The sequence below is a fragment of the Mycobacterium sp. smrl_JER01 genome (assembly GCF_048513595.2).
GTDB lineage: Bacteria > Actinomycetota > Actinomycetes > Mycobacteriales > Mycobacteriaceae > Mycobacterium.
Genome location: NZ_JBLXXK020000001.1, coordinates 3,400,178 through 3,424,295, shown reverse-complemented (window position 1 = coordinate 3,424,295; position 24,118 = coordinate 3,400,178). Strand labels below are relative to the sequence as shown.

At 68.4% G+C, this 24,118-nt stretch carries 22 protein-coding genes; 14 read left to right on the top strand and 8 right to left on the bottom strand.

Going from position 1 to position 24,118, the window contains the following annotated elements; all coding sequences use genetic code 11:
* The first annotated feature begins 2 nt into the window (after nt 1-2).
* The 4 genes from solA to ACNUDN_RS16120 all read left to right on the top strand — a co-directional run bounded on the left by solA (nt 3) and on the right by ACNUDN_RS16120 (nt 4,754).
* Nucleotides 3-1,136, top strand: coding sequence for an N-methyl-L-tryptophan oxidase (solA, locus tag ACNUDN_RS16135; RefSeq protein ID WP_419122892.1), 1,134 nt, complete (start codon nt 3-5; stop codon nt 1,134-1,136).
* Nucleotides 1,133-2,305, top strand: coding sequence for an aromatic ring-hydroxylating oxygenase subunit alpha (locus ACNUDN_RS16130; protein ID WP_419122891.1), 1,173 nt, complete (start codon nt 1,133-1,135; stop codon nt 2,303-2,305). The genes solA and ACNUDN_RS16130 overlap by 4 nt, the downstream gene beginning before the upstream one ends.
* A gap of 24 nt (nt 2,306-2,329) precedes the next feature.
* The gene (locus ACNUDN_RS16125) at nt 2,330-3,811 is read left to right on the top strand and encodes an aldehyde dehydrogenase family protein (RefSeq protein WP_419122890.1); all 1,482 of its coding nucleotides are present in this window, start codon (nt 2,330-2,332) and stop codon (nt 3,809-3,811) included.
* A 106-nt stretch (nt 3,812-3,917) separates the two neighbouring features.
* On the top strand, nt 3,918-4,754 hold the full coding sequence (locus tag ACNUDN_RS16120) for an IclR family transcriptional regulator (RefSeq protein WP_419122889.1): 837 nt from the start codon (nt 3,918-3,920) through the stop codon (nt 4,752-4,754).
* On the opposite strand, the gene ACNUDN_RS16115 is transcribed toward ACNUDN_RS16120, so the two are convergent.
* From ACNUDN_RS16115 to ACNUDN_RS16105, 3 genes are read right to left on the bottom strand one after another with little or no spacing between them, the layout of a single operon-like run.
* Nucleotides 4,678-5,574, bottom strand: a complete 897-nt coding sequence (locus ACNUDN_RS16115) for an alpha/beta fold hydrolase (protein ID WP_419122888.1) — start codon at nt 5,572-5,574, stop codon at nt 4,678-4,680. The genes ACNUDN_RS16120 and ACNUDN_RS16115 overlap by 77 nt on opposite strands.
* Before the next feature lie 4 nt (nt 5,575-5,578).
* Nucleotides 5,579-7,201 carry an alpha/beta hydrolase gene (locus ACNUDN_RS16110; RefSeq protein WP_419122887.1) on the bottom strand — a complete coding sequence of 541 codons (1,623 nt, stop codon included), beginning with the start codon at nt 7,199-7,201 and terminating at the stop codon, nt 5,579-5,581.
* Nucleotides 7,198-7,476, bottom strand: coding sequence for a DUF7162 family protein (locus ACNUDN_RS16105; protein ID WP_419122886.1), 279 nt, complete (start codon nt 7,474-7,476; stop codon nt 7,198-7,200). Before ACNUDN_RS16105 ends, ACNUDN_RS16110 begins: the two co-directional genes overlap by 4 nt.
* A gap of 105 nt (nt 7,477-7,581) precedes the next feature.
* Between ACNUDN_RS16105 and pafA the strand changes: the two genes are divergently transcribed.
* The 7 genes from pafA to ACNUDN_RS16070 all read left to right on the top strand — a co-directional run bounded on the left by pafA (nt 7,582) and on the right by ACNUDN_RS16070 (nt 16,201).
* A complete protein-coding gene (pafA, locus tag ACNUDN_RS16100; RefSeq protein ID WP_419122885.1) occupies nt 7,582-8,940 on the top strand; it encodes a Pup--protein ligase in 1,359 nt (452 codons plus the stop codon).
* A 270-nt stretch (nt 8,941-9,210) separates the two neighbouring features.
* Entirely contained in the window at nt 9,211-10,239 is a 1,029-nt protein-coding gene (locus ACNUDN_RS16095; protein ID WP_419122884.1) for a helix-turn-helix transcriptional regulator, read from the top strand.
* On the top strand, nt 10,236-11,222 hold the full coding sequence (locus ACNUDN_RS16090; RefSeq protein WP_419122883.1) for a helix-turn-helix transcriptional regulator: 987 nt from the start codon (nt 10,236-10,238) through the stop codon (nt 11,220-11,222). Before ACNUDN_RS16095 ends, ACNUDN_RS16090 begins: the two co-directional genes overlap by 4 nt.
* Before the next feature lie 30 nt (nt 11,223-11,252).
* A complete protein-coding gene (tatA, locus tag ACNUDN_RS16085) occupies nt 11,253-11,495 on the top strand; it encodes a Sec-independent protein translocase subunit TatA (protein WP_419122882.1) in 243 nt (80 codons plus the stop codon).
* Nucleotides 11,496-11,571: 76 nt separating this feature from the next.
* The gene (tatC, locus tag ACNUDN_RS16080; RefSeq protein ID WP_419122881.1) at nt 11,572-12,522 is read left to right on the top strand and encodes a twin-arginine translocase subunit TatC; all 951 of its coding nucleotides are present in this window, start codon (nt 11,572-11,574) and stop codon (nt 12,520-12,522) included.
* On the top strand, nt 12,506-15,340 hold the full coding sequence (locus ACNUDN_RS16075; RefSeq protein ID WP_419122880.1) for a DEAD/DEAH box helicase: 2,835 nt from the start codon (nt 12,506-12,508) through the stop codon (nt 15,338-15,340). Before tatC ends, ACNUDN_RS16075 begins: the two co-directional genes overlap by 17 nt.
* Before the next feature lie 75 nt (nt 15,341-15,415).
* Nucleotides 15,416-16,201: a DUF4333 domain-containing protein gene (locus tag ACNUDN_RS16070; RefSeq protein WP_419122879.1), complete on the top strand. Its 786-nt coding sequence runs from the start codon at nt 15,416-15,418 to the stop codon at nt 16,199-16,201.
* A 57-nt stretch (nt 16,202-16,258) separates the two neighbouring features.
* Here the strand turns inward: ACNUDN_RS16070 and ACNUDN_RS16065 are convergent, their stop codons facing one another.
* Nucleotides 16,259-17,215, bottom strand: coding sequence for a 5'-3' exonuclease (locus tag ACNUDN_RS16065; RefSeq protein WP_419122878.1), 957 nt, complete (start codon nt 17,213-17,215; stop codon nt 16,259-16,261).
* Nucleotides 17,216-17,270: 55 nt separating this feature from the next.
* Here ACNUDN_RS16065 and ACNUDN_RS16060 point away from each other — a divergent pair, with 55 nt between their 5' ends.
* Complete coding sequence (locus ACNUDN_RS16060; RefSeq protein WP_419122877.1) at nt 17,271-18,413, top strand: M24 family metallopeptidase; 1,143 nt, start codon at nt 17,271-17,273, stop codon at nt 18,411-18,413.
* Between the two features lie 7 nt (nt 18,414-18,420).
* Here ACNUDN_RS16060 and ACNUDN_RS16055 read toward each other — a convergent pair whose 3' ends face one another.
* Nucleotides 18,421-18,834 (bottom strand): F420-dependent biliverdin reductase, encoded by a 414-nt coding sequence (locus tag ACNUDN_RS16055; protein ID WP_419122876.1) that lies wholly within the window; start codon nt 18,832-18,834, stop codon nt 18,421-18,423.
* A 34-nt stretch (nt 18,835-18,868) separates the two neighbouring features.
* On the opposite strand from ACNUDN_RS16055, the gene dprE2 reads away from it, so the two are divergent.
* Nucleotides 18,869-19,618: a decaprenylphospho-beta-D-erythro-pentofuranosid-2-ulose 2-reductase gene (gene dprE2 / locus ACNUDN_RS16050; RefSeq protein ID WP_419122875.1), complete on the top strand. Its 750-nt coding sequence runs from the start codon at nt 18,869-18,871 to the stop codon at nt 19,616-19,618.
* 92 nt (nt 19,619-19,710) lie between these two features.
* Nucleotides 19,711-20,898 (top strand): precorrin-6y C5,15-methyltransferase (decarboxylating) subunit CbiE, encoded by a 1,188-nt coding sequence (cbiE, locus tag ACNUDN_RS16045; protein ID WP_419122874.1) that lies wholly within the window; start codon nt 19,711-19,713, stop codon nt 20,896-20,898.
* On the opposite strand, the gene ACNUDN_RS16040 is transcribed toward cbiE, so the two are convergent.
* From ACNUDN_RS16040 to ACNUDN_RS16030, 3 genes are all read right to left on the bottom strand, one after another.
* On the bottom strand, nt 20,861-21,946 hold the full coding sequence (locus ACNUDN_RS16040; RefSeq protein ID WP_419122873.1) for a phosphotransferase family protein: 1,086 nt from the start codon (nt 21,944-21,946) through the stop codon (nt 20,861-20,863). The genes cbiE and ACNUDN_RS16040 overlap by 38 nt on opposite strands.
* A 62-nt stretch (nt 21,947-22,008) precedes the next feature.
* Nucleotides 22,009-23,493, bottom strand: a complete 1,485-nt coding sequence (locus ACNUDN_RS16035; RefSeq protein WP_419122872.1) for a precorrin-2 C(20)-methyltransferase — start codon at nt 23,491-23,493, stop codon at nt 22,009-22,011.
* Nucleotides 23,490-24,116, bottom strand: coding sequence for a precorrin-8X methylmutase (locus ACNUDN_RS16030; RefSeq protein ID WP_419122871.1), 627 nt, complete (start codon nt 24,114-24,116; stop codon nt 23,490-23,492). The genes ACNUDN_RS16035 and ACNUDN_RS16030 overlap by 4 nt, the downstream gene beginning before the upstream one ends.
* Nucleotides 24,117-24,118: the final 2 nt, after the last annotated feature.

Here is a 24,118-nt window from a genome sequence, read left to right as displayed (position 1 = left end):
CCATGGCCTACGACGTCATCGTGATCGGTCTCGGCGGTATGGGCAGCGCCGCGGCCTACCACCTCGCAGCACGCGGACAGCGGGTGCTCGGACTGGAGAAGTTCACCCCGGCGCACGACCGGGGATCGAGTCACGGCGGGTCCCGGATCATCCGCCAGTCCTACTTCGAAGACCCGGCCTATGTCCCGCTGCTGTTGCGGGCTTACCAGCTGTGGGATCAACTGGCCCGAGACAGCGGCCGTGACGTGTACCGCATGACCGGCGGTCTGTTCCTCGGACCACCGGACTGTCTCACCGTCGCGGGCAGCCTGCGGGCCAGCCGACAGTGGGACCTTCCGCACGACGTGCTCGACGAGCATGAGATCCGATCGCGGTTCCCGAACTTCAGTCCGCAGCCGGGTGACATCGCGCTGTTCGAGGCCAAGGCCGGCTTCGCCCGTCCGGAGTTGACCGTGCAGGCTCATCTCGATCTTGCCGAGAAGGCCGGCGCCACCTTGCGGTTCGGGACGGAAGTGCTCGACTGGACGGAAACCGCGGGCGGCGTGACCGTGCGCACCGCCGACGGAGTCCACCGCGCGGGACAGTTGGTGATCTGCCCGGGTGCCTGGGCCCCGCAACTGCTCGCCGAATTCGGTATCCCGATCACTGTCGAACGGCAGGTGCTGTACTGGCTCGATCCGCTCGGTGGCACCGCGCCGTTCGTCGACCAGCCGATCTTCATCGACGAGAACGCCTCGGGCATGCAGATCTACGGTTTTCCCGCCATCGACGGCCCCGGCGGAGGTGTCAAGGTCGCGTTCTTCCGCAAGGGGGTGGAATGCACGCCGGAAACCCTCGACCGCACCGTGCACGACCACGAAATCGGTGAGATGCGGCAACGGGTGAGCGAGCTGCTGCCTGCCCTCGACGGACCTTGCCTGCGCTCGGCTACCTGCATGTACTCCAACACCCCCGACCAGCACTTCGTGATCGCACGCCACCCCGAGAGCATGAATGTGACGGTGGCATGCGGCTTTTCGGGACACGGATTCAAGTTCGTGCCCGTGGTGGGGGAGATCCTCGCCGACCTTGCCACCTCCGGTGCGACGGCGCACCCGATCTCGCTGTTCGACCCCCGCAGATTGGTGCCCGCATGACCGGAAATCTTCCGCCCGCGTTCCCGCCCGCACTCGAACGGCCCTCGGCGCCGGCATTGCTGGCCACTCTGGGCGGCCATTACTACACCAGCGCCGAAGTGTTCGCGGCCGAACAGGAACGGATCTTCGAGGCCACCTGGTTCTGCGCCGCGCGGTCCTCCGACCTCGCGACACCGGGTAGATTCAAGAAGGTCCAGGTGGGCCGGGAGAGCGTGCTGTTGGTCCGGGGACGCGACGGGCTGTTGCGGGCGTTCCTCAACGTCTGTCGACACCGCGGAGCCCAGTTGTGCACCGAACCCGAGGGTGAGATCACACGTACGCTGCGCTGCCCCTACCACTGGTGGACCTATGCGCTGGACGGCAAGCTGGTGGCCGCGCCCAACATCGCCGCGCTCACCGACGACGCCGGCGCACCCATCGACCGCTACCGGTTCGGACTGATTCCGGTGGCGCTGACCGAATGGCTCGGCTACGCCTGGGTGTGTCTGGCAGATACTCCACCCCCATTCGAAGGCGTGGTCGCCGAGGCGACGCGAACGCTGGGTGACCCCGATGCCGTCAATCGTTACGGTATCGGCGGCCTCGACGTGGGCCACCGTGTGGTCTACGACGTCAACGCCAACTGGAAGCTGATCGTCGAGAACTTCATGGAGTGCTACCACTGCAGTTCGATCCACCCCGAACTCGTCGGCGTCATCCCCGAGTTCGCCCGTGGCGTCGCAGCTCAGGCCAACATCGGTGCCGGCGCCCGGTTCGGCGACGAGGTAGCGGGATTCACCATCGGCGGCGGCGCCGGTTTCGACCGCCTCCCCGGCATCACCGACGAACAGGATCGCCGCTATTACGCGATCACGGTCAAACCGACGGTGTTCATCAACCTGGTGCCCGACCACGTCATCTTCCACCGCATGTACCCGCTGGCACCGGATCGCACAGTGGTGGAATGCGATTGGCTCTACGCCGGTGACGTAGTCGGTTCCGCACCGGACCTGGCACGCTCGGCCGAACTGTTCCACCGGGTGAACCTGCAGGATTTCGAGGCCTGCGAACGGACCCAGCCCGCGATGTCCTCGCGTGCCTATCGCGGTGGCGGGGTACTCGTTCCTGCCGAACACCACATCGCGGAGTTCCATTCGTGGGTAGTGTCCCGCCTGGCGGATACGGCGTAGACGACGCGAGGGGGCCGGACGGTCGTGAACGGCGAACCCGATCTCTACATCAACGGCGACTGGCGTCATGCCTCCGACGGCGGCACCCGTGAGATCGTCAACCCGGCCAACGGCGAGACCGCTGCCGTGGTCGACGAAGCCACTCCCGATGACGCGCGCGCTGCCGTCGCCGCTGCCAGGGCGGCCTTCGACGATGGTTCCTGGCGTGCCACCGCGGTGACCGAACGCGCTGCGCTCCTCGAGCGGGTCGCCGAGCTGCTGCAACGCGACAAAGAAGAGTTGGCGAGGCTGGAGACCGTCGACACCGGCAAGACGCTGGCCGAGAGCCGGATCGACATCGACGACGTCACGGCGGTCTTCCGCTACTACGCCCATCTGGCGGCCGCCCAGGCAGACCGGGTGATCGACGTCGGCGATGCTGCGGTGATCAGCCGAGTGGTGCACGAGGCAATCGGAGTGTGCGTACTGATCACCCCATGGAACTACCCGTTGCTGCAGATGTCCTGGAAAGTGGCCCCGGCGCTGGCCGCGGGTTGCACGATGGTCGCCAAACCCAGCGAGGTGACCCCGCTGACCACGATCGCCTTCGTCCGGTTGCTGGTCGAGGCCGGGGTTCCACCGGGTGTGATGAACCTGGTGCAGGGTGGCGGCGCCTCTGTGGGCCCCGCCCTGACCGACAACCCGGCCGTCGACTTCATATCGTTCACCGGTGGGCTGGCCACCGGGCGCGCGATTGCCGGCGCCGCGGCCGCCCACGTGACCAAAGTTGCGCTCGAACTGGGCGGAAAGAACCCGCACATCGTGTTCGCCGATGTGGCCGACTCGGACTGGGAGGCCGCGGTGGACCATGTCCTGACCGGGGTGTTCCTGCACTCCGGTCAGGTCTGTTCAGCCGGGACCCGGCTGATCGTCGAGGAGCCCATCGCCGCCGACTTCGTCGCCGACCTGGCCGCCCGCGCCGCGAAGATCACCCTCGGCGACGGTCTGGATCCGGCCAGCGAAACCGGGCCGCTGGTGTCCGGAGCGCACCGCGCGAAGGTCGAGGCGTATGTGCAGCTGGGCATTTCCGAAGGCGCGCAGCTGATTTGTGGTGGCCGCCGGCCGGAGCGGCCGGCGGCGGGATACTTCTATCTTCCGACGATCTTCGATCGGTGTGAGCGGTCGATGCGAATCGTGCAGGAGGAGACCTTCGGCCCGATCCTGACCGTCGAGCGATTCACCGCCGAAGCCGAGGCGATCGGGCTCGGCAACGACACGGCCTACGGTCTGGCCGCCGGGGTGCGTACCTCCGATGCGGCGCGAGGCGAACGGGTGGTGCGGGCGCTCCGGCACGGCACGGTGTGGCTCAACGATTTCGGTTACTACACCGTGGCCGCGGAGTGGGGTGGATTCGGCAGCTCCGGCAACGGACGCGAACTGGGGCCCACGGGTCTCACGGAATACCAGGAGATCAAACACATCTGGCACAACACCGCCCCCGCCGCCGCGGGCTGGTTCAGAGTTTAGGCCGGCCGGGCGAGGACAGGCGCTGCACACCGTGAGCGAAGATCCCGCGGCATCACCGCGGTGCGGTGCCGGGTCGGCAGCGCCGGGCGTATAGGCTGACTGACCGATGGGCGGGCGCGACGATCACACAGCGAAAGATCCGCGGGCTGCCGTGCAATCTGTCGATCGGGCGTTGCGGGTGCTGGAGATCGTCGCCGACCTCGGGCAGGCCGGGGTCACCGAAATCGCCGTCGCGCTGGGTGTGCACAAATCAACGGTGTCGCGGCTGGTCGCAGTGCTTGAGTCACGCGGATACGTCGAACAGGTCTCCGATCGCGGTAAATACCGACTGGGTTTCGCGATAGCACGCCTGGCGCACGCCGCCGGGGGGCAGATCGATCTGGTGAAGGTCGGTCAGGAAGCCTGCGACGCGCTCAGTGTGGAGGTCGGGGAGACCGCCAATCTCGCGGTGCTCGACCAGGATCGCATCGTCAACATCGTCGAGGCCATCGGCCCCGCCGAGATCACGTTGCGGACCTGGGTGGGGCAGAGCTGCCCCGCGTATGCCACATCCAGCGGAAAGGTTTTGCTCGCGGGTCTGGATCCCGCCGAGCTCCGCTCGCGGTTGCGGCCTCCGCTGACGGCGTTCACCGACGCCACCGTCGGCGACGTGGATGAACTGCGCACCCAGTTGGCCGCAGTGCGGCAACGAGGATGGGCCAGTGTCTGTGAGGAACTCGAGGTCGGGCTGAACGCAATAGCCGCACCGGTTTACGATGCGCATTCGCAAGTCGTTGCGGCGCTCAGCGTTTCGGGTCCGTCGTACCGACTCGCGGCAGATCGCTTCGACGAAGTGGCCAAACAGACCGTCGCAGCGGCCGACCAGATCAGTCACCGACTGGGGTGGACAGTGCGCGACCGAGAACCAGCCGGGCGAACTGCTCAGGACACTCCAGCGGAGTGAAATGTCCCGCTCGGTCGGCGAAATGCAGGCGGAAATCGGTGAAATAGTGCTCAAGCCGGTCTGCCCACCCAGGTGGGAACAGCGGATCCTGGCGCGGCCACAACACCTCGGTGGGTGCGTGGATCTTGATCGCCCGCTCGGGCGGCAGCTCGCTCAACGACTGGGCCACGGTCCCGGCTCCGGCCCGATACCAGGCAATCGAAGCCGAAAACGCGCCGGGAAGGCCGTAATCGGACACCAATGCTTCCAGATCGTCCTCACCGACCTGAAAGTCAGGTCCTGACCAATGATTCCAGAAATGCCGCAGGTACTCGCGGACGGCATCGGGGTCGCCGTCGACCAGATGGGCGGCCAGCGGGAGTTGATGGAATGCCTGGTACCAGAACTCGCCCTGAGCCTGCGCGGTCAGCACCCGGTCACCCGCGCCCGGCAGTGGCGGCGAGAGCACCAACGCACGGACCAGCTCGGCGTGCATCCGCGCCACGCTCTGCGCCACCCGGCTTCCCACGTCGTAACCGGCCACCAGCACCGGACCCAGTTCGAGTTCCTTGACCAGCCCGATGATGCTGGCCGCCTGCGCCGAAGCGCTGTAGAAGTGGCTGACCGACACGTCGTGTTTGTCCGAGCCGCCGAAGCCCCGCAGGTCAGGGACGATGAGGTCGAGATGCTCGGCGAGCAGTGGGACCATCCGGCGGTAGTCGTGGCGCGAACCGGGCCAGCCGTGCAGCAGCACTGCGGGCGCAGCGCCGGGCGTGCCGAATCGGTCGTAGGTCAGCCGAAACCCGTCGACGGGCGCGCTGCGGGAGGCCCGTGAAACCATGGCCTCATTGTGACGCGTCGACGACGGCGCGACGCACCGTTTGACGATCCCCTGTGATGATCGCCAGGATCGTCCGCCACGCATCCGAGGGTCGATTGAGCATTCCGCTGTGGGCCTCCCAGCCGACTACCGGGCGCCCGTCGTCGTAATTACCTGTGCCCAAACGGATTACGCCGGGCATGTGGTCAGGGTCGGCGCCGTGAGGTCCACCGGGTATGCCCTGCACGAGCTCGATGAAGTCGCCCGGCGCAGTCATCGAGTAGCGCTGCACGGCGGTGTTGCGATTGTGCCAGTCGCCGGGGTCGTCGACGCCCACGCCCGCGCCCGCCGCTGCCAGAAACACCGTGCGGTCCGACGTCAGCCCGAGCGTTTCGGCGGTCCCGACGATCGAACCGCCGTAGGAATGGCCCAGCACGGTCACCAGCACCCCGTCGGGCACCTGACGGTCGACGTCTTCGCTGAACGCCACCAGCCGCGGCGCCATATCGAGAGCGAAGCGGGGAGCCGTCGCGTCGAACAGCACATCGGCGGGGTTGTGCACCTGAGGGAACGGTCCGCCCAGATAGGTGATCATCGCGACGTCCCCGCCGGTTGCCGAGACGAACCGCCGCGCGGTCGCGGTGTTGGCGGCCGAGCCCTCCATGGTGGTGTTGACACCCGGCACCAGGACCGCGACGCTGCGGGCGGTCGCGAGGTCACCGTTGAGCTCGACCAGTGCGCCCCGACCGGGGTCGAAGGCCACGATGGTGCGCTGGATCCGACCGCCACCGGCCGGATCGTCGACCTCGGCGAGCAGAGTGCGATAGAACGCGATCCGACGCTGCGAGGTGTCGTCGGAGCCGCTCTCGGCCAGGATCGCCGCCGCGATATTGAGCCGATTGGCCGCGGCGCGCATGTTCCACGGCACCCCGTCGGTATTGCCCACCTGCGCAGGGAAGTCCGCGACGAGTTGGGCCTGCTGGTGCGGAGCCATCGCCGCGATCTGCGCGGCGATGCGGTCCTGGCTCATGTTCGGCCACGCGTCGACCACGTCGGCGGCCCGCACCGGCCAGGCGCCGGCCGGCACCGTCGCGGGCGGCCCGGGTCGCAGCGGGGCGCCGGCGTCCAACGCCGCTGCGATGTCCGCGGCGGCGTCGGCATCGGCATGGCCGAGCCGCCGCAATGCGGCACCGATGCGGTCACTCAACGCGGCGGCCCGCAGCTGCAACATGTCAGCGGCGAGGGTGTCCTGGCCGCCGGCCAGCAGCACCAACAGCGCCGACGGATCGGCGCCGACGCTCACCGCGCCATCGTCGGCGACGACGAAGCCGTCCCGCCCGGCCTGTTCGACCTGCGCCAGCACATCGTCGCGGGCGCCGGCCAATTGGGCGGCGCCGTCCCGGGCCGCGACCGCGGCCGTCACGAGGCGGCGGGCCACCTCGGCGGCGCCGGCGGCAATCACGTGGGCCCGGTCGCGCGCCGCCTCGGCCGCCGCCCCGTCCCAGTACTCCCTGCTGGCGTCGGCCTCGTCGACGGTGCTGTCGGTGTGCGCGGTGAGCCCCCGGGCGGTCTCCTCCCAGCCGGCGGCCGTACCGAGCAGAGCCTCCGGGCGCCACCGCAGGGCCGCGGCGACAGTCGGCAGGATCACCGCAGCGGGAACCTTTCACCGTTGACGGTGTCGGTCTGCCGGAACATCTCCGCGCTCGCGCGGGCGGCTGCAGCCCACCCGGTCAGGCCGCCGACCACGGCCTGAATCTGAGTACCGATCAGTTCGGCCACCGGCGTCGCCGACACTGCCGAACCCGGCAGCGCGCCGGGGTCGACCCCGGCGCGGTCCAGCGCGGCGACGTCGCCGGCGATGCTCTCGAAGCGGCCCGCGAGAGCGTGCAGACGGTCCACGTCGACGTGTGCGATTTCCCCCATGGCTCATGCTGACAGACCGCGGGGGACACCCGACCTGGTTATCCACAGGGGCTCGGCTCGAGTGTCCGGCCGCCACGGAAGCCGCCAGCTTGTAGTCTCGATGAGGTGCAGCGACGAATCATGGGCATCGAGACCGAATTCGGTGTCACCTGCACGTTCCACGGCCATCGCCGGCTGAGTCCGGACGAGGTCGCCCGCTATCTGTTCCGTCGGGTGGTGTCGTGGGGCCGCAGCAGCAACGTCTTCCTCCGAAACGGCGCGCGACTGTATCTCGACGTGGGCAGCCACCCCGAGTACGCGACGGCCGAATGTGACAGCCTCACCCAGCTGGTCACCCACGATCGGGCCGGTGAGCGCGTCCTGGAGGACCTGCTCATCGACGCCGAACAACGCCTGGCCGACGAGGGGATCGGCGGCGACATCTATCTGTTCAAGAACAACACCGACTCTGCGGGGAACTCCTACGGCTGCCACGAGAACTACCTCATCGTGCGCGCCGGCGAGTTCTCTCGTATCTCCGATGTGTTGCTGCCGTTCCTGGTCACCCGCCAGCTCATCTGCGGTGCGGGCAAGGTGCTGCAGACGCCCAAGGCGGCGACGTTCTGCCTGAGCCAGCGCGCCGAACACATCTGGGAAGGCGTGTCGAGCGCGACCACCCGGTCCCGGCCCATCATCAACACCCGCGACGAACCCCACGCCGACGCCGAGAAGTACCGGCGTCTGCACGTCATCGTCGGTGACTCCAACATGTGCGAATCGACCACCATGCTCAAGGTCGGTTCGGCATCGCTGGTGCTGGAGATGATCGAGGCGGGGGTCGCGTTCCGGGATTTCTCGCTGGACAACCCGATCCGCGCCATCCGCGAAGTCAGCCACGACCTGACCGGCCGGCGACCGGTGCGGCTCGCAGGCGGCAGGCAGGCCAGCGCGCTCGACATCCAGCGCGAGTATTACGCCAGAGCCGTCGAATATCTGCAGACCCGGGAGCCCAACACCCAGATCGAGCAGGTCGTCGACCTGTGGGGGCGTCAGCTCGACGCGGTTGAGAGCCAGGACTTCGCCAAGGTCGACACCGAGATCGACTGGGTGATCAAGCGCAAGCTGTTCCAGCGGTATCAGGACCGCTACAGCATGGAGCTCTCGGATCCGAAGATCAGTCAGCTCGACCTCGCCTATCACGACATCAAGCGTGGTCGTGGCGTGTTCGACCTGCTTCAGCGTAAGGGACTCGCGGCGCGCATCACGACCGACGAGGAGATCGACGCCGCGGTCAACACCCCGCCGCAGACCACCCGCGCCAAATTGCGCGGAGAGTTCATCAGCGCCGCCCAGGAGGCGGGACGCGATTTCACCGTCGACTGGGTGCACCTCAAACTCAACGATCAGGCGCAGCGCACGGTGCTGTGCAAGGACCCGTTCCGTTCGGTGGACGAGAGAGTCAAGCGGCTTATCGCGTCGATGTGACGACACCTTCACGCTCGCGCCCGAGGGTGACGACACCTTCACGCTCGCGCCCGAAGTCACACTCGCGCCCGAGGGTGACGACACCTTCACACTCGCGCCCGACGGTGACGACACCTTCACACTCGCGCCCGGAGTCACCCGCTCGCGCCCGATGTGACGACACCTTCACACTCGCGCCCGACGGTGACGATAACTTCACGCCGGCGGGATTTGCGGCGCGCCGCGGACGGCCGTCCGGGGCGATCGGCGACGCGCCTTAAGCTCTAAGCCGTGGGGATCTCGAAAGTCGAACGCTTGATGAACCTTGTCATCGCGTTGCTGTCCACGCGGTCCTTCATCACTGCAGACCGGATACGTGAGACGGTCTACGGCTACTCCGACGGCGCCAGCGACGAAGCGTTCTCGCGAATGTTCGAGCGCGACAAGAACGAACTTCGTGACCTCGGCATCCCGCTGGAGACCGGGCGAGTGTCGCCCAGTGATCCCACCGAGGGATATCGCATCAACCGCGAGTCGTACGCGCTTCCAGCTGTGGAACTGACCCCCGACGAGGCGGCCGCCGTCGCCGTCGCGACCCAACTCTGGGAGTCGCCGGAGCTCATCACCGCGACCCAGAGCGCGCTGCTGAAGCTGCGCGCCGCAGGTGTGGACATCGAGGCCGCCGACGACGATGTCGCGATCACCTCGACGGCTGCCCTGCCCGGCCTGCGGGGATCCGAGGAGGTTCTGGGCGTCTTGCTGTCAGCCGTCGATTCCGGCCGTGCCGTCCAGTTCCGGCACCGGCCGTCGCGCAGCGAACCCTATGTGACCCGCACGGTCGAACCCTGGGGCGTGGTCACCGACCGGGGACGGTGGTACCTGGTCGGACACGACCGCGACCGGGACGCCGTCCGGACCTTCCGGCTGTCCCGCATCGGCGCGGATGTCACACCGATCGGACCAGCGGATGCCGTCAGCAGACCCGCCGGGACCGATCTGCGCGAGATCGTCAGCCGGGTGGTGGGGGACTGGCCGGCAGCCGGGCAGGCCAGGGTCTGGGTGGCGCAGGGGCGAGCGACCGCGCTGCGCCGGCGGGGCACCCTGCAGGGGCCGATGGCCGTCGGTGGCCGTTCCGGCGACGTGATCACCGTCGACATCGGGATGTTCGACCGGCTGGCTCGAGAGGTGGCCAGTTACGGCGCCGACGCGCTCGCGCTGGATCCGCCGTCGCTGCGCGACGACGTCATCCAGCGGCTGCAGGCTCAACTGGTTCCGGTGGACGGTATCCCCGGGCACGTCACAGAGCAGGGTGCACGGTGACAGCGGTCAGTGCACGGCTGGTGCGACTGTTGAACATGGTGCCGTACTTCCAGGCCAACCCGAGGATCACCTATACCGAGGCCGCTTCTGATCTCGGCGTCAGTGTGGAACAACTGCGCGAGGACCTCAACCAGTTGTGGATGTGCGGGCTTCCGGGTTACGGACCGGGTGACCTGATCGATTTCGAGTTCTCCGGGGACACCATCGAGGTCACCTTCTCCGCCGGCATCGATCACCCGCTGCGGCTGACCTCTCCCGAGGCGACCGGGGTGTTGGTGGCGCTGCGGGCGCTGGTGGACGTCCCCGGGATGGTCGATCCAGAGGCCGCCCGCAGCGCCATCGCGAAGATCGAGTCCGCCGCCGGGACGGTCGGCCACGGGGTGGAGGGCGCCGCAGTCGAGGAGCCCGCACCGGTCGAGAGCGACGCCGCGGCGGCGGTGCGTACCGCGGTGCGTGACGACCGCGCGCTGGCGATCGAGTACTACGCGGCCTCCCATGACACCCTGTCGAGCCGCGTCGTCGATCCGATCCGGGTGGTCCTGGTCGCCGACCACAGCTACGTGGAAGCCTGGTGCCGCACCGCGGAGGCGGTACGGCTGTTCCGCTTCGACCGCATCGTCGACGCCCGCGTGCTCGACGAGCCGTCCGCGCCGCCGCCGCCGGCGGTGCAGGCCGGCCCCGACACCTCGCTGTTCGATCCCGACACCGCCGATCCGGCCCTGCCGACCGCGACTCTGCTCATCGATCGGTCGGCGTCCTGGATGTTCGACTACTACCCGCTGCGCGTGCTGCGTGAGTTCGACGACGGCTCCTGCGAGGCGGCGATGACCTACGCGTCCGACCAGTGGATGGCGCGATTCGTGCTGGGGTTCGGATCGGCAGTGCGGGTGCTGACGCCGCCGCAGTTGGCTGACCGGGTCCGCGACTCCGCGGCGGCGGCGCTGGAGGCCTATCGGGTCGGCATCCGCCCGCCCGGCGGGTAAACTCGGCGCAGACGTCTGGAGGTAACCAAATTGGGTGGTCTACAACCCTGGCACTGGGTCATCGTCATCGCCGTGTTCGTTCTGCTCTTCGGTGCCAAGAAGCTCCCGGACGCTGCGCGTTCGCTGGGCAAGTCGATGCGGATCTTCAAGTCCGAGATCAAGGAGATGCAGGCAGAGTCGAAGTCGGACAAGCCAGAGACGCCGACACAGATCACGTCCGAGCGGGTCTCGGAATCCGAGCCGTCGCCTGAACCTGACAAGCGCTCGGCCTGATCGACCAACTCGTGATGCGCGGCGCCCGCCGCGCTCGTGACCTCGCGCCTGCGCGCAGCATCTAGGCAATCACCTCGTGCAGATTCCCGGCTTTTTCCACAAGCTCGATCCCCGTCGGCGGCGGGCCCGGGTCAACCCTGACGGCACGATGTCGTTGGTCGACCACCTCACGGAGTTACGCAGCCGCCTGCTGATTTCGGTGCTGGCTGTGCTTCTGACGACTGTGCTCGGCTTCCTCTGGTACAGCCACGGCGCGTTCGGGCTGCCGAGCCTCGGTGACTGGCTGCGCGGACCGTACTGCTCGCTGCCGGACTCGGCGCGCGCGACGATCGCGCCGGACGGGGAGTGCCGGCTGCTGGCCACCGCGCCCTTCGACCAGTTCATGCTGCGGCTCAAGGTGGCGATGACCGCGGGCATCGTGATGGCCTGCCCGGTCTGGCTGTATCAGGTGTGGGCCTTCATCACGCCCGGGCTGTACGCCAAGGAGCGCCGTTTCGCGGTCGCGTTCGTGACGGTGGGTGCGGCGCTGTTCGTCGCCGGCGCGATCCTGGCCTACGTGGTGCTGTCCAAGGCGTTGGGATTCCTGCTGACCGTGGGCAGCGACGTGCAGGTGACCGCGCTCTCGGGTGACCAGTATTTCGGGTTCTTGATCAACCTGCTGCTGGTGTTCGGCATCAGCTTCGAGTTCCCGCTGCTGATCATCATGCTCAACCTCGTCGGGGTGCTCACCTACGAGCGGCTCAAGGCCTGGCGACGGGGCCTCATCATGGGCGTCTTCGTGTTCTGCGCGTTCGTCACGCCGGGGTCGGATCCGTTCTCGATGTTGGCGCTTGCGCTGGCGATGACGTTGTTGTTGGAGGTGGCCATTCAGGTCGCGCGGCTCAGCGACAAACGTAAGGCCCGTCGCGCTGCGGTCGATGCGGTCGATGACGACGAGGCGGCGCCCATCGGATCCGTCGAGACCATCGAGGCGCCGTCCGCGGTACCTGCACCGTCGCGGCTCGTGGTCGATGACGACGCAACCTGAGCCGGGTCCGGCAGCTGACAGCGTGGCGGCGTTCACCGCGCTGCTGCCGTTCGAACTCGATGATTTTCAGCGCCGCGCCTGTGCCGCGCTGGCCCAGGGGCACGGCGTGCTGGTGTGCGCCCCCACCGGTGCGGGCAAAACCGTCGTGGGTGAATTCGCCGTGCACCTGGCGTTGGCGGCGGGCCGTAAGTGCTTCTACACCACCCCGATCAAGGCGCTGAGCAATCAGAAGCACAACGATCTGGTGCGCCGGTACGGACCCGAGCGGATCGGCCTGCTCACCGGTGATCAGGCCGTCAACGGGGACGCCGACGTGGTGGTGATGACCACCGAAGTGCTGCGCAACATGCTCTACGCGGATTCGCGTGCACTGCAGGGTCTTTCTTATGTCGTGATGGATGAGGTGCACTTCCTGGCCGACCGGATGCGCGGCGCGGTGTGGGAAGAGGTGATCCTGCATCTGCCCGAGGATGTCCGGTTGGTCAGCCTGTCGGCGACGGTCAGCAACGCCGAGGAGTTCGGTGGTTGGATCAAGGCCGTTCGTGGCGACACCACGGTGGTGGTCGACGAGCACCGCCCGGTGCCGCTGTGGCAGCACGTCATGGTCGGCAAACGGCTCATGGACCTGTTCGACTACCACGCCTCCGCTCCGGGGACGCGACGCGATCTTCTCGTCGATCCCGAACTGCTGCGGCACATCGCGCACCGGCGGGAGGCGGAGCGGCTCGTCGACTGGCAACCGCGCGGGCGCGGCCGGGGAGGGCGCCCGCCGGGCCTGTACCGCACCCCGGGACGCGCCGAGGTGATCGGTGTTCTTGAGAACGCCGAGCTGTTGCCCGCCATCACCTTCATCTTCTCCCGCGCCGGCTGCGATGCGGCTGTCAAGCAGTGTCTGCGGTCCTCACTTCGGTTGACCACCAACGAGGAGCGGGCGCGCATCGCGGAGATCGTGGAGCGGCGCACCGCCGAGCTCAACGATTCGGACCTGATCGTGCTCGACTTCCACGAGTGGCGAGAGGGGCTGTTGCGGGGCATCGCGGCCCACCACGCGGGAATGTTGCCGACGTTCCGCCACACGGTCGAGGAGCTGTTCACCGCAGGGCTGGTGAAGGCCGTATTCGCCACCGAGACACTGGCGTTGGGGATCAACATGCCCGCCCGGACCGTGGTGTTGGAGCGGTTGGTCAAGTACAACGGTGAGCAGCACATGCCGCTGACGCCGGGGGAGTACACCCAGCTCACCGGCAGGGCGGGACGTCGGGGAATCGATGTCGAAGGTCACGCAGTGGTGCTGTGGAATCCCGACGTGGACCCGGCCGAAGTGGCGGGTTTGGCGTCCACCCGCACGTTCCCGCTGCGCAGTTCGTTCGCGCCCACCTACAACATGACGATCAACCTCGTTCATCAGATGGGCCCCGCTCAGGCGCATCAGCTGCTGGAACGGTCCTTCGCCCAGTATCAAGCCGACCGCTCGGTGGTCGGCTTGGTGCGCGGGGTGCAGCGGGGCGAGCGGATGCTGGACGAGCTGGCGGCCGAGATGGGCGGCCACAGTGCTGCGATCCTCGATTACGTCCGCTTGCGTGCGCAGGTCTCCGAACGGGAACGGGCGCAATCGCGGGCGTCGCGGTTGGAGCGCCGCCAGGCCTCCAACGATGCGCTGACCGCCTTACGGCGCGGCGACATCATCACGATCACGGCGGGACGGCACGGCGGGTTGGCGGTGGTGCTCGAACCCGCGCGCGATGAGGACGATCCGCGGCCGCTGGTGCTCTCCGAGCATCGTTGGGCCGGCAGGATCTCGTCGGCGGACTACAGCGGGGCCCCCGGCCCGATCGGGAAGATGTCGCTACCGAAACGGGTCGAGCATCGCAATCCGCGGGCCCGCCGGGATCTGGCGTCGGCGCTGCGGTCGGTGGCTGCCGGCCTCGACGTCCCGTCGTCCCGACCCCGCAGAAGCGGACCCCATCAGGTGCGCGACGTGGACCCGGAACTGGTTGCGCTGCAGGACCGGATCCGGTCCCACCGCGCGCACGGCCTGCCCGACCGGGAGGAGCGGGCGCGGGTCGCCGAGCGGTATCTGCGGATCGAACGTGACAATGAGGCGCTGCGCAAAAAGATCGCCGCGGCGACGAACTCGTTGGCGCACACGTTCGACCGGATCGTGCTGCTGCTCACCGAGCGCGGGTACATCACCGTCGACGGGGGTGCAGAAGTCGACGGGGGTGCAGAAGTCGACGGAGTCGACGGGGGTGCAGAGGTCGAGGGAGCAGCGCCCGTGGTCACCGAGGCCGGTCGCCTGCTGGCCCGCATCTACAGCGAGAGCGATCTGCTGGTGGCCGAATGCCTGCGCGCGGGTGTCTGGGAGGACCTCGATTCCGCCGAGTTGGCCGCGGCGTTGTCTGCGGTGCTCTATGAATCGCGCCGCGACGCGGGCAATCGGGGCGGTTCGGGCGACGGGCCGGACATCCCGACCGGGAGACTGCGCCGGGCCCTCAACCAGACCCGTCGGCTGTGGAGTGAGCTGCGGGCCGACGAGCAGCGGCACCGCATCGCGCCGAGCCGCGAACCCGACGAGGGGTTCGCCGGCGCGGTACACCGGTGGGCGAGCACCGGTGACCTTGCCGCGGCGCTCACCGCATCGGACACCGGGGGCACCGGGGTGTCGATGTCGGCCGGCGATTTCGTGCGCTGGTGCAGGCAGGTGCTCGATCTCGCCGACCAGGTGCGCGCAGCTGCCCCGTCACCGGCTTTGCGGGCGACGGCGAAACGCGCCATCCGAGACGTTCGGCGCGGCGTCGTAGCTGTTGATGCCGGGTAGTGTGTTGAGCCAGCAGAGCCCCCACCGACAGGCGCAGGAGCCGGCACATCAGCCGCGGAACGACCGAGGAGAGAAATGAGCGGACCGCAGGGATCCGACCCGACGCAGCCGTGGCCGGGTCAGCAGCCTGAGCAGGGTACGGACCAGCCGGCGGGCGATTCGGCGGCCAATCAGGGCTGGCAGCCGCCGACACCGGGGGCGGGTCAGCAACCCGAGCAGCAGTCGTGGCAGCCGCCGGCCTACACGCCCCAGCAGTATCCGCAGTACCAGCAGCCGACCCAGCCTCCGACGTACACGCCGCAGCAGTACCCGGGTGGTGACCAGTACGGGCAGCAGCCCTCCGAATACAACCCTGCCGGTTACCCACCGCCGGGCCAGTACGGTCAGCCGGCCGGCTACGGCCAGCAGTACGGTCAGCCGCCCGCGTACGGTCAGCCGGGCCAATACGGCCAGCAGCCCGGCCAGTACGGCCAGTATCCGGGTGCCCCCGGTTATCCGGGGCAGGGCCCGGAAGACGGGTCCAAGCGTTCGATGGCGGTGATCGGTGGCGTGGTCGGTGTGCTCGCCGCGGTCATCATCGCCGCGGTGCTCGTGCTGGGCTTCTGGAAGCCGGGGTTCTTCGTCACCACGAAACTCGACGTCAATGCCGCCCAGGCCGGCGTCGAGCAGATTCTGACCGATGAGACCAACGGCTACGGCGCCACCAATGTCAACGACGTGAAGTGCAACGACGGGGTCAGCCCGGTGGTCAGAAGAGGCGACACCTTCAACTGTGAGGTGAGTATCGACGGCACCAAGCGCCAGGTCACCGTGACATTCCAGGACGACAACGGCACCTACGAGGTCGGTCGCCCTAGGTAGTTCGGGGCCAGGTAGTTCGGGGCCAGGTCGTTCGGACCCCGGTAGTTCGGACCCAGGTCAGGGCAGCGCGTCCAGTGCGCTCTGCAGCCGTCCGATCGACGACGACACGCCGTAGCGTTCGGCCAGTTCGGCGACTTTGCGTGGATGCCGGGCGGCCAGCGGCAGTTCGTCACCGTCGGTGGAGAAGTCGACCTCGGCGTCGGTGGCCACCCGGACGACGGGACCGGCTTTGTCGATGTAGTCCGAAGCCGCCAGCAGTTTGGTGCGATGTGCCTTCGCCAGCCTCGACCCGGGGTCGTGAGCCGCGGCGATGATCCGTTCCAGCGACCCGTGCTGTGCCAGCAGCGTGGCCGCTGTCTTCTCCCCGATGCCGGGGACGCCGGGCAGGCCGTCGGACGGATCGCCACGCAGCAAGGCAAGCTCGGCGTAGGCGGGTCCGGCCCGTTCGACGGGCACGTGGTAGGTCTCGGCCACTTCCCGTGGACCGAGTTTGGTCGCCTTGGCCAGTCCGCGGCCCAGGTAGAGCACCCGTACCGGAACCGGTTCGTCGCGGACCAGTTGGAGCAGATCGCGGTCCCCGCTGACGACGACCACCGGGTCCCGGTTCTCGCGTTCGGCGAGTGTCCCCAGGACGTCGTCGGCTTCGCACTGTTGGGCGCCGGCGGTCGCGATACCGAACGCGTCGAGAATCTCCATGATCATCTCGACCTGCGGCGTCAGCTCATCGGGCACTTCCTCGATGTCGGGTTCGGCGCCCGGATTCTCCTCGACGACGCGATGTGACTTGTACGACGGAATCAGGTCCACCCGCCATTGCGGCCGCCAGTCGTCGTCCCGGCACACCACCAGCCGGTGGGGTTGTTCGCGGCTGATCACCGTGGCCACGGCGTCGAGGAACCCCCGCAGCGCGTTGACCTGACGGCCGTCCGGCGCGGTGATCGACGACGGGACACCGAAATACGAACGGAACCACATGCTCGCACCGTCGAGCAGAACCAGCGGAGGCGTGTTCATGCGCGTCATCCTGCCAGGTCGCTGCGTGGTCCCGGCCCGCACTAGCCTGGGTGACATGAGCGATGGTCGTTGCAGTGCCCGATTCGATACCGACGTCTACGCCCGGCGACTGCGCGCGGCAGCTGCCGCCGCCGATGCCGCGGGCCTGGCGGGCCTGGTCGTCACACCGGGCTACGACCTGCGCTACCTCGTCGGTTCCCGCGCCCAGACCTTCGAGCGGTTGACCGCTCTGGTGCTACCGGCGACCGGGGATCCCACCATCGTCGTGCCGCGGCTGGAGCTTGCTGCGCTGAGGGATTCGGCTGTCCCCGAACTCGTTGTGGCCGTGCGTGATTGGGTGGACGGCGATGACCCGTACCGCCTCGTCGCCGATGCCATGCCCGGAGGCGTCCCGCTCGACGTCGCGGTGACCGACTCGATGCCGGCGTTGCATCTGCTGCCGCTGGCCGATGTCCTGGGCGCGGTACCGGTGCTGGCCACCGATGTGCTCCGCACGTTGCGGATGATCAAAGACCCGGCGGAGGTCGACGCGCTTCGAAAGGCCGGCGCGGCGATCGATCGGGTACACGCACGGGTCCCGCAATTCCTGGTACCCGGCCGCACCGAGGCCGACGTCGCGGCCGACATCGCCGAAGCGATTGTCGCCGAAGGGCATTCGGAGGTTGCGTTCATCATCGTCGGATCGGGTCCGCACGGGGCGGATCCGCATCACGAGTGCTCGGACCGCGAACTGCGCGCCGGGGATGTCGTCGTGGTCGACATCGGCGGACCCTACGATCCGGGTTACAACTCCGACTCGACCCGCACGTACAGCATCGGCGAACCCGACGCGGAGGTGGCACGCCGGTACGCGGTGCTGCAGCGCGCGCAGCGCGCAGCGGTCGAGATCGTGCGCCCGGGCGTGACCGCCGAGCAGGTCGACGCCGCGGCCCGTGCGGTGCTTGCCGCCGAAGGCCTGGCCGAGGCGTTCGTGCACCGGACCGGACACGGAATCGGGTTGTCGGTGCATGAGGAGCCCTACATCGTCGCGGGCAATTCGCTGCCGTTGCAGGAGGGGATGGCGTTCTCCGTGGAGCCGGGCATCTATTTTCCCGGCCAGTGGGGGGCGCGCATCGAGGACATCGTCATCGTGACCGCCGATGGCGCCGAGTCGGTCAACAACCGGCCACATGACCTCGTTGTCGTTCCGGTGCGTTGAGCGCGGACTACTGCTGTCCGCGGTCGAGCAGGCTCGACGAGCCCAGCACCCTGGCGATACGGACCTCGATCACCACACGTTTGGGGTTGGGCCGGGGAGTGCGGTACCGCTGGGCGTATCGCAGCTCGGCGTCGCGGACGGCGTCGATGTCGGTGTGCACCGTCGACTTGCCCTCCAACGACAGCCAGCGGGCACCGTCGACCTGGCTCAGCACGGCGACGCCGCGCTGTTCGGCGTTGACGGCCTTCTGCGAACCACCCGAGGTGATGACACGCGCGATGTGGGTGGTGGGATCGAAGGTGAACCCGACCGCCACCACGTGCGGCGAACCGTCCGCCCGCAGTGTGGTCAGCATCGCCAGGTGGCGTTCGGAGAGGAACGTCAGTGCGTCGTCGGTCAGTCGGGTCGTTGCCTTGGCCATCGGGTCCACGCTAGCGCAGGCGATAATCGGCCCCGTGGAGGACACGAATGCAGGCCCGGTGGTGATCTTCGGTGGTCGCAGCGAGATCGGTCTCCAAGTGGCGTGCCGGCTCGCGCCGGGTGCGACGGTGGTGCTGGCGGCGCGCAGGCCGGATGAGCTGCACGACGAGGTGGCTGCGCTGCGCCGGGCGGGTGCGGCCGCGGTGCACACCGTCGACTTCGACGCCGACGACCTGGCCTCGCACCGGGCGCTCGTCGACGGTATCCGCGCCGAGCACGGATCGATCGGCACCGCGGTACTGGCCTTCGGCATCTTGGGCGATCAGGCCCGCGCCGAGCACGACGAGGCACATGCCGCCGCGATAGCCCACACCGACTACGTGGCGCAGGTGAGCCTGCTCACGGTGCTGGCGGCCGCCATGCGCGAGGCCGGGTCGGGGACTCTGGTGGTGTTCTCGTCGGTGGCCGGTGTACGGGTGCGCCGGGCGAACTACGTCTACGGGTCGGCGAAGGCAGGTCTGGACGGCTTCTGCAATGGGTTGTCCGACGCCCTGCACGGCACCGGAGTGCGGCTGCTGCTGGTGCGGCCGGGTTTCGTGATCGGCCGGATGACGCAGGGGATGGCGCCTGCGCCGCTGTCGAGCACCCCGGCGCAGGTTGCCGATGCGACGGTGCGGGCGTTAGGCAGGCGACGGGACACCGTGTGGATCCCGGGGTTGCTGGCGGTGCTGGCCTTTGCCTTCCGGCTGATGCCGCGGAGGGTGTGGCGTAGGTTGCCGCGATGAGCGCTTGCGCGAAGAGCAGAGGGCACCAGTGAGCGCTTGCGCGAAGAGCAGAGGGCACCAGTGAGCGCTTGCGCGAAGAGCAGAGGGCACCAGTGATCGTCGTGGTGGGCATCGGAGCCGACGGGATGGCCGGATTGGCGCCCCCGTCGAGGGCCGAATTGGCGAGGGCAACAGTTATTTACGGCTCCAGGAGGCAACTCGAGCTGTTGGATGGAACCGTGACTGCGACGCGGCGGGTATGGCCGAGCCCGCTGCTGCCCGCCCTGCGAACCCTGCCCGACGACAGTGCCGGCGACGTGCACGTGGTGGCCAGCGGCGACCCCCTGCTGCACGGAATCGGCGGAACGTTGATCCGGCTGCACGGCGCGGACCGGGTTGCGGTGTTGCCGCATGTCTCGTCGGTGACGCTGGCCTGCTCGCGGCTGGGATGGACTGTCCAGGACACCGAGATCATCAGCCTGGTCTGGCACGAGCCGCACACCGCTGTCCGGCGTGGCGGACAGGCCGTCGTCTTGTCGCGTGACGGGTCGACCCCGGCGGAGCTGGCCCGGTTGCTCACCGACACCGGGCGCGGCGATTCGGAGCTCACCGTCCTCGAACAGCTGGGTGGACCGAAGGAACTGCGGCGCACATCGACGGCCAGGGAGTGGGCGGCGCGCCCCCCTGGGGACGTGGACGACCTCAACGTGATGGCGGTGCGGTATCTGCCCGACGACCGCCGGTTCGGCGCGCTGCCCGACGAGGCATTGGCCCATGACGGGCAGATCACCAAGCAGATGATCCGCGCGGCCACGCTGGCTGCGCTGGCGCCTCGGCCTGGGGAACTGCTGTGGGATGTCGGAGCCGGCTCCGGAAGCGTCTCGGTCGAGTGGTGCTTGAGCGGGCCCGGTTGCCGGGCGGTCGCGTTCGAACGCGATGAGGTTCGCCGCGCCCGGATCGCCGAGAACGCGGTCGCCTACGGGGTTGGGGTGGAGGTCACATTCGACGCACCGGCGTCATTCGACTTCTCGCCACCGCCGTCGGCGGTCTTCGTCGGCGGGGGCGTCAGTCAGCCAGGGTTGATCGACGCATGCTGGGAGACGTTGCGACCGGGTGGCCGTCTGGTCGCCAATGCCGTCACTGTGGAGTCAGAAGCGATTCTCGCGCAGTGGTATTCGCGTGTCGGTGGCGAGCTGCGTCGGTTCCAGCACTACCGCGGTGATGCGGTGGGGGCGTTCACCGGGTGGCGTCCGGCGATGCCGGTCACCCAGTGGGCGGTGACGAAGCCTGATACGACCTGACCAGATCGATCGCCGCGAGCTCGCGGACGGCCCGGCAGCCACGGTGCAGCATGGTCAGGATCATCTCGTCGCCACGCTCGGTGGACGCCGCGAACGCATAGCCGAGGGTGGTGATCAGCGGCGCCTGCAGCACCCCCAGCCGGTAGTCGTGCCAGCAGGTCTCGAGGTGATAGCCGGTGACGCCGTGCTTGAGCAGCGCAGCGTGGTAGTGCTCGACGAGTCCGCGTTCAGCGGCTGAGCGGATCTCGGGCAACAGGCTGGTCGCGGCGAAGTAGGCCAGGTCGCGCGTCGGCAGACCGATTCCGATGGTCTGCCAATCGACGACGGTGACCTTGGTGCGCTCGGGGTCGTAGAGCAGATTGTCGAGGCGGTAGTCACCGTGCATCAACGAAAAGCGGTCGGGTACCGCGAGCAGCCAGGGCGTGACGAGGCTCATCGCGGTCAGGAGGGTGTCGCGGTCCTGCTCGGTGACCGACGCTCCCAGCTTGTCCAGCGTGATCTCGGCCGCCATCACCGCAACATCGCCCAGTCCCTTGGCGGCGGCCTCGTCGCCCGGCTTGGGCATCACGATGCAGGCAAGGTCGAAGAACCGCCGGTCGTTCCAACTCGGCCCGTGTAGACCGGCCAGGGCCTCGGCGGCCAGTTCGGCTTCGGCGGGAGTGCAGCCGCGGATCTGGTCACCCTGCACAGCAGGTGCCATGTCCGCCAAGAGGAGGACGAAATCCTTCCCGTCCGAGGAGATCTCGCTGTGGTAGCAGTCGGGAACAGGGATTGCGACTTCCGTGGTGACCGCGGTGTAGAACTCCGCTTCGGACAGATAGGCCAAAGCCACCCGGTCCCGCACCGCGTCGTCCTGAGCGGGCAACTTCAAGGCGAAAGTCGAAGGCGCCGGGGGGTTCTCGGCGTCGACATAGGTAGCCGCCACCCGGTAGGTGGCCCCGGTCTGACCCGTGCCGATCGCGCTGACGGCCACCGTGCTGACGTCGGTGCCCAGCACTGACCCCAGCCAGGCCGGCGTGATGTCCTCGGGGCTGCGGGGGGTGGTCACGCGCGACCCTAACCGTCCATTCCGAGCACTGTCAACGAAATCGGCCGGGCGCCGACAGGCCGTCAGTCCTCGGGATAGCGGCGCGGCGTGAAGACCCGATCGGCACTCTCAGCGCCCGCGGTGCTCCACCGGGTCTGGCTGGAACCGATGATCAGCAGGCAGCGCATGTCGACGTCGGCGGGTTCCAACTCGCCCAACGGCACGACCCGCACCGATTCGTCGGGCCCGGCCACGTCACGGCCGATGACCACCGGTGTGCCGGGATGGCGGTGTTCCAGCAGGAGGTCCCGCATCGCGGCGACCTGCCAGGTTCGTGATTTGGACGCCGGGTTGTACACGGCCAGCACCATGTCCGCGCCGGCCGCCGCGGACAGGCGCCGTGCGATGATCTCCCACGGTTTGAGCCGGTCGGACAGCGAGATCACCGCGTAGTCGTGCCCGAGCGGCGCCCCGACCCGGCTGGCCACCGCCTGAGCGGCGGTCATGGCGGGCACCACCCGGACCTCGACGCCCGGCCACCGCTCGGCCTCTTCGAGCACTGCGGTCGCCATCGCGAACACCCCGGGGTCTCCCGAGGACACCACCGCGACCGCGCGGCCCCGTTCGGCGAGTTCACATGCCAGCTTCGCCCGCGCGGGTTCGTCGGTGTTGTCACTGGGGTGCCGGCATTGCCCGTCGCGCAGCGGTACCCGATCCAGGTAGGGCCCGTAGCCGATGAGATCGGTCGCCGCCTCCAACTCGCGCCGACTCTGCGGTGTGATCCACGCGGCGTCCCCGGGGCCGAGTCCGACTACGGCGACCGATCCCGGTCGCAGGGCCTTGCGTCTGCTGCCGGGAAGTATCGTGAGCGAGAAGTAGGGCACCGATCGGTCATCGACGTCGCCGGCGGGCAGCACGCGCTGCTTCTCGGTACTGGCACGCTCCACGTAAAACGCGTCGTCGATCCGTCCTGCTGCTGAAAGGGCCTGCCGCACCGCCGGATACGATCGCCCCAGTTTCAGGATGACGGCGGCGTCGGTGTCGGTCAGTCGCCGCTGCAGCTCGTCGGCCGGCAAGGTGCCGGGCAGGATCGTGAGTACCTGGTCGCCTTGGACCAGTGGCGTCGACACGGCGGCCGAGGCTGCGCTGACCGAGGTCACCCCGGGCACGATGACCGCGTCGAAACGCTCCGTCAGTCGGGTGTGCATGTGCATATACGAGCTGTAGAACAGCGGATCGCCCTCGGCGAGCAACGCCACGTCACGTCCGGCGTCCAGGTGCGCGGCGATGCGGTCGGCCGATTCGCGATAGAAGTCCTCCATGGCTCCGGCGTATCCGCCGGGGTGATCGGAGGCCTCGGTGGTGACCGGGTAGACCAGATGTTCCTCGAGTTGGCCGGCGCGCAGGTATGGCTCGGCGATCGTACGAGCGATGCTCTGCCCGTGCCGGGCGCTGTGGTAGGCGACGACGTCGGCGGCTCCGATCACCCGGGCCGCCTTCACAGTGACCAGTTCGGGATCACCCGGGCCCAGCCCAACCCCCCACAGGATTCCCTGTTTCGGCCTCATTCTTGCTCTGTCGCAATCGAATTCACTGCAGCGGCGGCCATCGCGCTGCCGCCGCGCCTACCGGTCACCACCAGATACGCCATACCGCGAGGGCGGTCGATGAGCTCCTGCTTGGACTGCGCTGACCCGACGAAGCCGACCGGGCCGCCCAGCACCGCCGCCGGGGGAGCAAGCCCGTCGTCGACGAGTTCGAGGAGCCGGAACAAGGCGGTCGGGGCATTGCCGATGGCGACGACCGCGCCCGGGATCTGCTCCGCCCACAGTTCGACGGCGGCCGCCGAGCGGGTGGTGCCCTGTTTGGCGGCCAGCTCGGGCGCGCGTGGATCGGCCACCAGTGACACCACCTGATTTCCGGCGGGAAGGCGAGCACGGGTGATCCCCGCGGCGACCATCGAGGAATCGCACAGGATCGGTGCGCCCGCGGCCAGCGCGGCATGCGTGCGGGCCGCGACATCGGGGGTGAACGCGACATGTTCGGCGACGTCGACCTGGCCGCAGGTGTGGATCAGCCGCACCACCACTCGGGCGACGTCCTCGGGGAACCCGGACAAGTCGGCCTCGGCGCGGATGGTTGCGAACGACTGGCGGTAGATCTCGGTGGCGTCGCGGATGTAGTCGAGCACCC

Excerpts from the sequence above, each read along its gene's own strand:
- solA (WP_419122892.1), top strand. The coding sequence starts at position 3 with ATGGCCTACGACGTCATCGTGATCGGTCTCGGCGGTATGGGCAGCGCC.
- ACNUDN_RS16130 (WP_419122891.1), top strand. The coding sequence starts at position 1,133 with ATGACCGGAAATCTTCCGCCCGCGTTCCCGCCCGCACTCGAACGGCCC.
- ACNUDN_RS16120 (WP_419122889.1), top strand. The coding sequence starts at position 3,918 with ATGGGCGGGCGCGACGATCACACAGCGAAAGATCCGCGGGCTGCCGTG.
- ACNUDN_RS16115 (WP_419122888.1), bottom strand. The coding sequence starts at position 5,574 with ATGGTTTCACGGGCCTCCCGCAGCGCGCCCGTCGACGGGTTTCGGCTG.
- ACNUDN_RS16105 (WP_419122886.1), bottom strand. The coding sequence starts at position 7,476 with ATGGGGGAAATCGCACACGTCGACGTGGACCGTCTGCACGCTCTCGCG.
- ACNUDN_RS16075 (WP_419122880.1), top strand. The coding sequence starts at position 12,506 with ATGACGACGCAACCTGAGCCGGGTCCGGCAGCTGACAGCGTGGCGGCG.
- ACNUDN_RS16070 (WP_419122879.1), top strand. The coding sequence starts at position 15,416 with ATGAGCGGACCGCAGGGATCCGACCCGACGCAGCCGTGGCCGGGTCAG.
- ACNUDN_RS16065 (WP_419122878.1), bottom strand. The coding sequence starts at position 17,215 with ATGAACACGCCTCCGCTGGTTCTGCTCGACGGTGCGAGCATGTGGTTC.
- ACNUDN_RS16060 (WP_419122877.1), top strand. The coding sequence starts at position 17,271 with ATGAGCGATGGTCGTTGCAGTGCCCGATTCGATACCGACGTCTACGCC.
- ACNUDN_RS16055 (WP_419122876.1), bottom strand. The coding sequence starts at position 18,834 with ATGGCCAAGGCAACGACCCGACTGACCGACGACGCACTGACGTTCCTC.
- ACNUDN_RS16035 (WP_419122872.1), bottom strand. The coding sequence starts at position 23,493 with ATGAGGCCGAAACAGGGAATCCTGTGGGGGGTTGGGCTGGGCCCGGGT.